Raw genomic sequence first — 8526 nt, forward strand, 5'->3', positions numbered from 1 at the left:
ACCCATCCGCGTCCGGCCTCCCCGGACGCGTCTACAACAAGGCTTTCACCATCGACAACAGCCGCTCCACGTCGCCGGGCCGGGTTTCGCCGCTGGCGTCGATGATGGAACTGTACACATGCGGTATCACCTTGGGCACGCCGGCCTCCAGCGCCAGGCGGACGATCTCGCTGAAATTCTCCAGCGTGATGCCGCCGGTGGGCTCCAGCCAGAAATCATGCCGCGCGCAGGCCTCCGCCACCGCCAGGTATTCGTCGCGGCAATCCAGCCCGCCCATGGGGAAGTACTTGATCGAACTGCCGCCCATATCCTTGAGCATGGCGATGGCGGTGTCCACCGGCGCGGCGCAGACCGGCGCGCCGGCGCTGAGCGGACCCGTGGACACCTTGACCAGGCCCGGAATACCGCTGGGCGACACCAGGCCGTTGACCACGGTACGCGCCTGGCCCAGCAGCGCGCGGCTGGCGCCCACGCCGGTGAACACCTGATTGACGTGCTGCGGCTGCACTTGGCCGGCAATGGCGCTGACCATGTCGGACTGGCGCGGATCGCCGGCGCCCAGCCCCACCGACAAGGCGTTGTCGATCAAGGCCGCGTACTCGCGCATGTCCGCCACCGCGCTGTCCACGTCGGCGTAGTTCTTCGACAGCACGCCCACCAGCACATGGCCTTCCGCCGCCTGATGAATCTGACGGGCATTGTGCTTGCTTCCAGCCAGTACATTCAAGCAAACGCGGTCCTGATAAAAATGGGGTTCCAGTTTCATGCCTTCTCTCCCGTCAGCAAGCGGCGGATGCGCGTGCCGATCTGTTCCAGCTGAGCGGCGTCCACGCTGCGCGCGTCCACCTCCAGCTTGCCCTCGTTGGCCCGGTATTCCCGGAAATAAATGGCGACCTCGCCCTGTTTCAGCGCGGCGGCGGCGGCCACCGCGCTGACGCCGGTGGCGCTGGCGTCGAAAGCGATCTCGGCGCGGGCGATGTCGCGGCCGGCGGCGTCCCAGACCAGGCGCGCGCTGACGCCGGCCAACTGGTTCAGCCCGGCGATGAAGGGCCGCAGCCGCTCCGCCATCGCCGCCCCGCTTTCCTTGTCCTGCTTCAGATAGCGTTCTATCGCGCACGTCAGGCCCAGAATGCCCTCCTTGCCCACCTTCATCGCCCGGCCTATGCCCTGGCTTTGCAGCTTGACCCATTCCACATACTGGCGGCGGCCCAGCACCAGGCCGCTGGTCGGCCCCTCTATCGCCTTGGCCCCGCTGTAGATCACCAGGTCCGCGCCCAGCCGGTAATACTCGCGCAAGTCCTCCTCCGCCGCCGCGTCGACGATCAGCGGCACCTTCCGGCGGCGCGCCACCTCGGCGGCCTCGGCCACGCCGAGCACGCTTTTCTGCAAGGCGTGGTGGGACTTGATATACAAAATAGCCGCCGTGCCGGGGCCGACCGCCGCCTCCAATTGCGCGGCCGAGCACTCATTGCCCCAGCCGGCCTCCACCACCTGGCCGCCGCCCAGCGCCACCATGGAGCCCACCGGCGCGCCGAAATTGACGTTGTGCCCCTTGGGCAGCACGATCTCGCGCGGTCCGGCCACCGGCTGCGCATGCAGATTCACCAGCAGGCGCGGATCGTCGCGGACGATGACGGCGGCCACGGACTGGGCAATGCCGGCGGCCGCGCAGGACACCACCGTCGCGGCCTCCGCCTCCAGCAGCCGGGCGATGTAGTCGCCGGTCTTGTCGACCAGATCCTTCATCTCGAAATACCGCTCCAGGCCCTGGACCATCGCCGCCCTCACTTCCGGCGCCGGCGTGGACACGCCGAGCAGGGTCATGCGGCCGGAAGCGTTGATCACCGGCTTAAGCTGGTACTGCTCATAGATCGAAGACATGGCAAGCCTTTCCTTGTTCGGTGGGCAGCAAGACGCCGCCCGCCACCGCCGCCAGCGGCGTCAGGTGCCGCACGCCGGTCAGCGTGTCGCCGTCGCAGTCGCTCTGCGGCCGCGGCGCGGTTTCAATGTCGAAAATGGTCAGATCGGCGTCCGCGCCCGCTTCCAGCCGGCCTTTGCCGCCCAGTCCCAACGCTTCCGCCGGCCGCCGGGTCACGCAGTCCAGCACCCTCTCCAGCGGCATGCCCAGGCTCAGGAATTTGGACATCACCGCCGCCAGGCCGAACACCGGCCCGGCCACGCGGTTGCGGCAATAGATATCCGAGCTAATGGTGTCCGGGTACAGGCCCAGCGCCATGGCCTCGCGCGCCACGCGGAAACTGAAGCTGGCGCTGCCGTGGCCGACGTCCAGCAGCACGCCGCGCTCGATCGCCGCCCGCACCGAGGCGCGCAGCGCGCCGGCGGCGTCCAGGATGCGGTTGGGCTTGCCGTTGAAGCAGTGGGTGACGATGTCGCCCGGCTCCAGCCATTCGGCGATCTCGTCCAGCGACGGCGGGGTGTTGCCGATGTGCACCATCAAGGGCAGCGGCCCGAAGCGCCGCTGTATCTCCTTGGCCCGCGCCAGCGGCGCGACGCCGTTGGCGCCGACCACGCTGCCGCTGAGCCGCGCCTTGATGCCGACGATGAAATCGCGATGCGCGCGGATGGCCGCGCCGGCCAGCGCCACGTCGACGTCGCCCAGATTGGCCAATTCATGCTGGGTGACGAGGCCGATGCGCGAGATGTTCAGCAAGGCGCGCACATCGGTGCGGCAAGCGCCGGCCAGCTCGCGGAAGGCGGCGACGTCATCGGCCCCTACGCTGCCGGCGTCCACCACCGTGGTGACCCCGCCGGCCACGCCCACCTGATCCGGCTCATCGTGATAAATCGGCGAGGCCGGGTTGCAATGCACATGGCCGTCTATCCAGCCGGCGCTAAGCCGCCAGCGTCCGTCCAGCCGCAGCGTGCGCCGGGCCGGGCCGTCCAGCCGCCCCAGCCCGGCGATCTTGCCGTGGCGGACCGCAATGTCCATTACCGAGCCGTCGGCCAGCAAAGCGTCCTTGATCAGCAAATCATCCATCGCCGCCTCCTCAGGCAATCGCCACCGGGAACAGCGTGCCCAGCAGCATCGCGCCCAGGATGGCGCCGCCGGTGATGGGCTTGCCCCACAGATAGAAGACCAGCGCGCCCAGCAGCGAGCCGACGCCGATGGGAATCGACGCCGCCATCGCCGACAGGATGATCAGCGGGCCGAGGAAGCGGCCGGAGGAGTTGCCCGCGCCCATCATCACGTCGGCGCCGTAAGTGGAATTGCCCTGATTGATGGTGAATTTGCGCGCGAAAATAATGACCGCGCCGATCAGCAAGCCGATCACCATCCCGGTGGCCAGCGCCGCGCCGAAGTTTTCCACCGGAAACAAGATGCCGGCGCCGAGGAACATCGCCGGAATGCCCAGGCCGACGCCAGTCATGATGGCGCCGCCGATGTCCAGAATGCCCACCAGCGAGCCCTCTATCACCCGGGCGAACAAGAAGCTGGCGCCGAAGGCGGCCACCGCGCCGTAGACGCCGGTGTCCATGCCGGCGCGCAGCATCGACACGAAGGCCACCTCGTTGAAAGCGCCTATGCCGTAGACGTAATACATATGCGTGCCGGCGAACACGCCGGCGGACAACAGCCCCACCAGCAAGGGAAAAGACCAGTCCGCCAGCCAGAAACCCCCGGTTTGTGCTTGTTCAGTCATCATTCTCTCCTTCAACCTCAAGCGCCGCGCACGGCGGCGTGCAGCAGTTCCAGCCAGGACGGGGCGTTCAAGTGGAAGCTGCTCAGCAGCTTCAGATCAAAGCCGCGGAAGAAGGCGCTGAGCGCGAACAGCGCCACGATGGCCGCCATCATCAGCTTGGTCACCTTGTTCCAGCCGCCCTCGTCCACGCCCTTGCCGATCAGAATGCCCAGCACCAGGCCCGGCACCGCATTGCCCATGATCAGTTGGGCCAGGCCGCCGAACACCGTGCCCCACAGACCGGAACGCCGGCCGGCCTCAATCGCCGCCAGCCAGAAAATCACCGGCATCACGGTGTTGACCAAGAGGTTGGCCGCGGGCACCAAGACCTTGACCGCGGTGATTTGCAGCGAAGCCGGCACCGCCGAAGCGGTGGTGTTCAGGAAGGCCACCAGCAGCATGCCGATTACCCCGCACACCAAGGCCATCTTGCGCGGGTTGTGCAGGGTCTCCGCCAGATTGCGGTTGCGCGCCAGCAGCGCCGCGGCGCCCCAGTGCGGAATCACCCGGTGGTCGATGTCCTGGGTGAAGGCGCCGGCGGCCACCGACGAGGCCCAGGCGTTGAAGAAAAAGCCCAGGCCGAAGGAAAAATGCGAAGCCGGGTCGCCCTCGCAGGAATTGAGCTCGCCCAGGGTGCGGAAAGCGCCCATGCCCTGGGAAGTCGGCGCGTGGAACATGCGGGCCGCGCCGGCGCCCACCGCGACGCCGACCAGACCGCCTATCAACAGCGACTTGAGAAGAATGATCAGAAGCATGGCTTCCTCCTCGGAATAAAACGACAGCCGGCGCCTAAACCTGGCGCGCGACGAAGGGCACGGCCTCGATATCCAGCGCCGTCACGCTGACCTCCACCTCCAGCGTGACGGCGTAGCTGAGCCTGTCCCGCGGCAGGAAGAAGAACAGAAAGCGCTCGCGGCGGCGGATCTCCTCCGCCGCGACCACCGTCACCCGCATGGGCTCGATGCGCAACAGCACCGGATGGCCGGCCGCCGTCACCGCGCGCTGCACGCCGGACAAGGCGTCGGCGCAAGCTTGCGCCTTGCTGTCGCCGCGGCCGCTGACCGTCACGCTGGACTCGAAACGCCTTTGCATCGCTCAGCCGCCGTATTTCTTCTGATAGGCCGCCACCAGCCGCTGCCCCAGCTCTTCCTTGTCCATGAAGCCGAAGCCGAGCACGGTGTAGCCCTCCTCGATCGCGGTCACGCCCTCCTCCACCGAACGCATGCCGTACTTGGCCTTGTAGCCGTACTTGGTCTGCGCGGTGATGGCGCCGGCGCCGCCGCTGCCGCAGAAGGAAATGCCCAGCTGCGCGCCCTCCGCCTGCATCACGTCGCCCAGCTTCATATCCGCGGCCATGCCCGCGATCACCACCGCGCGCGCGCCGGCGGCCTCCGCGCCCGCGCCCACTTTCTGTCCCTTGCCCAGACGGTCGCCAATCACTACGGTTATCTGTGTCATTGTCTTCTCCTCTATCTCTCTATCTATGCACGGCGGACTTCAGGCCTTGTTCTTGGCCATCTCGAAATGAATGGACAGCAAAAGCGCTTCCTCTTCCGGCAGATTGCCGAACAGGGCCACCACCGCGGCGGACAGCCGCCGCGTGGTGTCCGAAATCTCGTCGAACAGGCTCTTGTCGAAATCCGGCAGCCCTTCGCCGGTCAGCGAGCGGCGCGCCATCGCCAGCACGTGCGAATCCAGCTTCTGCTGCTGAACCTCGGTCAGAGACTTGCCGGCCGCGTCCAGCAAGGCGGGAATCTGCCCCAGAACCTGGTCCGCCAGGCGGCGGATCGCGGTCTGGTCGACGGCGGCGGGACGGACTTGATCGTTCATGAGCTTTCCTTTGCAAAACGGTTGGCGATGTCAGGAAACTGTAATCAAGCCGCCGGCAACTGTGGACCGGTGGATTTTCCGCTTCGAAACGGAAATCGCCTGCTCGCCGGGCGGAAACAAGGCGGTCCTGACCGTGCTTGCAGTTGAAGCGCGCGGCGGCTCGGGCGATACTTCGCGGATTGACCACTGAATAGATGGATGCAAGGCATGACCCACCGCATCGTGTTTGTAGAAGACGACGCCGACCTGGCCGAGCTGATCAGCGACTTTCTGTCCCGCCATGAAATGGACGTGGTGGTGGAACCGCGCGGCGACGCCGCGCTGGACACCATCGCCCGCGAAGCGCCGGACCTGGTGCTGCTGGACATCATGCTGCCCGGCAAAGACGGCCTCTCCATCTGCCGCGAGCTGCGTCCCAAATTCGACGGCCCCATCATCATGCTGACCTCGCTGGACAGCGATATGAACCAGATCCTGGGCCTGGAACTGGGCGCCAACGACTACATCCTGAAAACCACGCCGCCCTCGGTGCTGGTGGCGCGGCTGCGCGCCCAGCTGCGCAATCTGCGGCCCGCTCCGGCCAACGCCGACGCCGCCGCGCCCAAGCCCGGCACCCGCAAAGTGGTGTTCGGCCAACTGGCGATAGACCCGATCAGCCGCGACGTGACGCTGGCCAACGAAAAGATCCCGCTGTCCACCTCGGACTTCGACCTGCTGTGGCTGCTGGCCAGCCACGCCGGCGAAACCTTGAATCGCGACATCCTGCTCAAGGAAATGCGCGGCGTCAGCTACGACGGCCTGGACCGCAGCATAGACGTGGCCATCTCGCGGCTGCGCAAGAAACTGGGCGACAATCCCAGCGAGCCGTTCCGCATCAAGACAGTGCGCAACCGCGGCTATCTGTTCTCCTTGTCCGGCTGGGAGTAAGCGCGCATGCGCCGATTGTTCATCCAGTTCTACCTGCTGCTGATGACCTGTTTCCTGGTGGCGGTGGTCTTGGTGGGCGCGGTCTACAAGCAGGCGGTGGACGACGTGGGCGAGCGCTATCTGTCCGACCTGCTGCGCACCACGCTGTCGCTGATCGAAGCCGATCTGCGCGGCGTGCCGGAAGACCGCTGGAGCGAAACGCTGGCCAACTCCGACCACGGCTTCACCTTCCGCGTCAAAGTGGAGAAGATGAGCAGCTATCTGCTGGACGACGAATCCAAGCAGGCGCTGGACCGCGGCGAAATCGTGATGCTGGAAGACAAATACGTGTTCCTGCAAAAGCTGGAGGACAGCAACTACCTGTTGGTGGCCGGTCCGCTGCGCTATCTATTCTTCCTGCACCAGCTCAAATGGTTCGACTACGCGCTGCTGGGCTTCATCGGCCTGTCGCTGGCGATACCGGTGTTTCTATGGATGCGGCCGCACTGGCGCGACCTGGTGGCGCTGGAGCAGACCGCCGGCAAGCTGGCCAGCGGCAATCTGTCCGCCCGCGTGGACCTGCCGCCGCGCTCCGGCGTCAGCCAGCTGGGCGTCGCCTTCAACCACATGGCCGACAATATCGCCGCGCTGATCAATAGCAAGAAGACGCTGACCAACGCCGTGGCCCATGAACTGCGCACGCCGCTGGCACGGCTGCGCTACCGGATGGCGCTGCTGGAAGGCGACGAGAGCAGCCCGGAGCGGCAGGCGATAGAGCGCGACCTCTCCGCCATCGACAAGCTGGTGGAAGAGCTGCTGCTGCACGCGCGGCTGGACCGGCCGGAAGCGCCGCTGAAGCTCAGCAGCTTCGACGCCATCCCCTGGGCCAAGGACCGCATCGCCGGCCAGGCCGCGCTGACGCAGGACATTCAATGGCTGGAGCCGGCCGGGGCCAGCCTGGCCATCACCGCCGACGAACACCTGCTGACCCGGGTGCTGGACAACTTCCTGTCCAACGCCCGCCGCCACGCCAACCGCCTGGTGCAGACCAGCATCATCGTCGAGCAGCGCCACTGCATCATCATGGTGGACGACGACGGCCCCGGCATTCCGGAACAGGACCGCGGCCGGGTGTTCGACGCCTTTGTGCGGCTGGACGAAAGCCGCGGCCGCAAGACCGGCGGCCACGGCCTGGGCCTGGCCATCGTCGCCGGCATCGCCCGCGCCCACCGCGGCGAGGTGAAAGTGGAAAGCTCGCCGCTGGGCGGCGCGCGCTTTCTGTTCCGCTGGCCGATCTGACATCCGCCGTCGCCGCACCTGTACATTCCGTAACATTGGGATACACAGAAGGCATAGACTCAGCCCCTTGTCATGGTTAGCATTTCGGCCTGAAAAGGACTACATGTCCACTTTCATACCAATCCAAGAAACTTAGGAGTTTCATAAATGAAAAAGCTGGCTCTGCTTGCTCTGACCGCTGCTTTCAGCCTGGTGTCCGTTAACGGCTTCGCCGCTGAAAAAGCTGCTGCTTCCGCTCCGGTTGCGATCCACAAGGCTAAGAAAGCCGAGAAAAAAGTAGCGAAGAAAGAAGCTTCCGCTGCTCAAAAAGCTCAGGCCGCCAAAGCCGAAGCTTCCGCTCCGAAGGCTAAAAAAGCCAAGAAGCACGTAGCTAAGAAAGAAGCTTCCGCCGCTCAGAAAGCTCAAGCCGCCAAAGCTGAAGCTTCCGCTCCGAAAGCTAAAAAAGCCAAGAAGCACGTAGCCAAGAAAGAAGCTTCCGCCGCTCAGAAAGCCCAAGCCGCCAAGGCCGACGCTTCCGCTCCGAAAAAAGCCAAAAAAGCCAAAAAGCACGTAGCTAAGAAAGAAGCTTCCGCTGCTCAGAAAGCTCAAGCCGCTAAAGCCGACGCTTCCGCTCCGAAAGCTAAAAAAGCCAAGAAGCACGTAGCCAAGAAAGAAGCTTCCGCCGCTCAGAAAGCCCAAGCCGCCAAGGCCGACGCTTCCGCTCCGAAAAAAGCCAAAAAAGCCAAAAAGCACGTAGCTAAGAAAGAAGCTTCCGCTGCTCAGAAAGCTCAAGCCGCTAAAGCCGACGCTT

12 protein-coding genes are annotated in these 8526 nt (G+C 65.3%); 4 read left to right on the plus strand and 8 right to left on the minus strand.

The genetic code is table 11. The annotated features are described in order from the left end of the window. Positions 1-31: 31 nt before the first annotated feature. The 8 genes from dagF to ACODSD_RS15170 are packed head-to-tail and all read right to left on the minus strand — an operon-like array spanning position 32 to position 5531. A complete protein-coding gene (dagF, locus tag ACODSD_RS15135; RefSeq protein WP_081545444.1) occupies positions 32-766 on the minus strand; it encodes a 2-dehydro-3-deoxy-phosphogluconate aldolase in 735 nt (244 codons plus the stop codon). Next, positions 763-1881 carry a DgaE family pyridoxal phosphate-dependent ammonia lyase gene (locus ACODSD_RS15140; protein ID WP_488877703.1) on the minus strand — a complete coding sequence of 373 codons (1119 nt, stop codon included), beginning with the start codon at positions 1879-1881 and terminating at the stop codon, positions 763-765. Before ACODSD_RS15140 ends, dagF begins: the two co-directional genes overlap by 4 nt. Continuing rightward, on the minus strand, positions 1865-2998 hold the full coding sequence (locus ACODSD_RS15145; RefSeq protein WP_488877704.1) for an amidohydrolase/deacetylase family metallohydrolase: 1134 nt from the start codon (positions 2996-2998) through the stop codon (positions 1865-1867). The genes ACODSD_RS15140 and ACODSD_RS15145 overlap by 17 nt, the downstream gene beginning before the upstream one ends. 10 nt (positions 2999-3008) lie before the next feature. Further along, positions 3009-3662 (minus strand): DUF4310 family protein, encoded by a 654-nt coding sequence (locus ACODSD_RS15150; RefSeq protein WP_019101591.1) that lies wholly within the window; start codon positions 3660-3662, stop codon positions 3009-3011. A 17-nt stretch (positions 3663-3679) separates the two neighbouring features. After that, the gene (locus tag ACODSD_RS15155; protein ID WP_166452683.1) at positions 3680-4456 is read right to left on the minus strand and encodes a DUF4311 domain-containing protein; all 777 of its coding nucleotides are present in this window, start codon (positions 4454-4456) and stop codon (positions 3680-3682) included. A gap of 34 nt (positions 4457-4490) precedes the next feature. Then, on the minus strand, positions 4491-4793 hold the full coding sequence (locus ACODSD_RS15160) for a DUF4312 family protein (RefSeq protein WP_043591096.1): 303 nt from the start codon (positions 4791-4793) through the stop codon (positions 4491-4493). A 3-nt stretch (positions 4794-4796) separates the two neighbouring features. Continuing rightward, complete coding sequence (locus ACODSD_RS15165; RefSeq protein ID WP_107800435.1) at positions 4797-5159, minus strand: SFCGS family glycine-rich protein; 363 nt, start codon at positions 5157-5159, stop codon at positions 4797-4799. A gap of 39 nt (positions 5160-5198) precedes the next feature. Continuing rightward, complete coding sequence (locus ACODSD_RS15170) at positions 5199-5531, minus strand: glycine dehydrogenase (protein WP_107800436.1); 333 nt, start codon at positions 5529-5531, stop codon at positions 5199-5201. Here ACODSD_RS15170 and ACODSD_RS15175 point away from each other — a divergent pair. From ACODSD_RS15175 to ACODSD_RS15190, 4 genes are all read left to right on the plus strand, one after another. Beyond that, on the plus strand, positions 5530-5721 hold the full coding sequence (locus tag ACODSD_RS15175; protein WP_146176699.1) for a hypothetical protein: 192 nt from the start codon (positions 5530-5532) through the stop codon (positions 5719-5721). The genes ACODSD_RS15170 and ACODSD_RS15175 overlap by 2 nt on opposite strands. Before the next feature lie 17 nt (positions 5722-5738). Then, positions 5739-6458 (plus strand): two-component system response regulator RstA, encoded by a 720-nt coding sequence (gene rstA, locus ACODSD_RS15180; protein WP_039755039.1) that lies wholly within the window; start codon positions 5739-5741, stop codon positions 6456-6458. Between the two features lie 6 nt (positions 6459-6464). Then, positions 6465-7736 carry a two-component system sensor histidine kinase RstB gene (gene rstB / locus ACODSD_RS15185; RefSeq protein WP_107800437.1) on the plus strand — a complete coding sequence of 424 codons (1272 nt, stop codon included), beginning with the start codon at positions 6465-6467 and terminating at the stop codon, positions 7734-7736. A gap of 147 nt (positions 7737-7883) precedes the next feature. Next, positions 7884-8526, plus strand: a 643-nt coding sequence (locus tag ACODSD_RS15190; protein WP_488877705.1) for a hypothetical protein, incomplete at its 3' end; no start/stop codon positions are given.

The sequence above is a fragment of the Chromobacterium sp. FG22 genome (genome assembly GCF_057809415.1).

Coding starts and splice junctions, on each gene's coding strand:
- ACODSD_RS15150 (WP_019101591.1), bottom strand. CDS start 3,662: ATGACTGAACAAGCACAAACCGGGGGTTTCTGGCTGGCGGACTGGTCT.
- dagF (WP_081545444.1), bottom strand. CDS start 766: ATGAAACTGGAACCCCATTTTTATCAGGACCGCGTTTGCTTGAATGTA.
- ACODSD_RS15160 (WP_043591096.1), bottom strand. CDS start 4,793: ATGCAAAGGCGTTTCGAGTCCAGCGTGACGGTCAGCGGCCGCGGCGAC.
- ACODSD_RS15175 (WP_146176699.1), top strand. CDS start 5,530: ATGAGCTTTCCTTTGCAAAACGGTTGGCGATGTCAGGAAACTGTAATC.
- rstA (WP_039755039.1), top strand. CDS start 5,739: ATGACCCACCGCATCGTGTTTGTAGAAGACGACGCCGACCTGGCCGAG.
- rstB (WP_107800437.1), top strand. CDS start 6,465: ATGCGCCGATTGTTCATCCAGTTCTACCTGCTGCTGATGACCTGTTTC.
- ACODSD_RS15170 (WP_107800436.1), bottom strand. CDS start 5,531: ATGAACGATCAAGTCCGTCCCGCCGCCGTCGACCAGACCGCGATCCGC.
- ACODSD_RS15140 (WP_488877703.1), bottom strand. CDS start 1,881: ATGTCTTCGATCTATGAGCAGTACCAGCTTAAGCCGGTGATCAACGCT.
- ACODSD_RS15165 (WP_107800435.1), bottom strand. CDS start 5,159: ATGACACAGATAACCGTAGTGATTGGCGACCGTCTGGGCAAGGGACAG.
- ACODSD_RS15155 (WP_166452683.1), bottom strand. CDS start 4,456: ATGCTTCTGATCATTCTTCTCAAGTCGCTGTTGATAGGCGGTCTGGTC.
- ACODSD_RS15145 (WP_488877704.1), bottom strand. CDS start 2,998: ATGGATGATTTGCTGATCAAGGACGCTTTGCTGGCCGACGGCTCGGTA.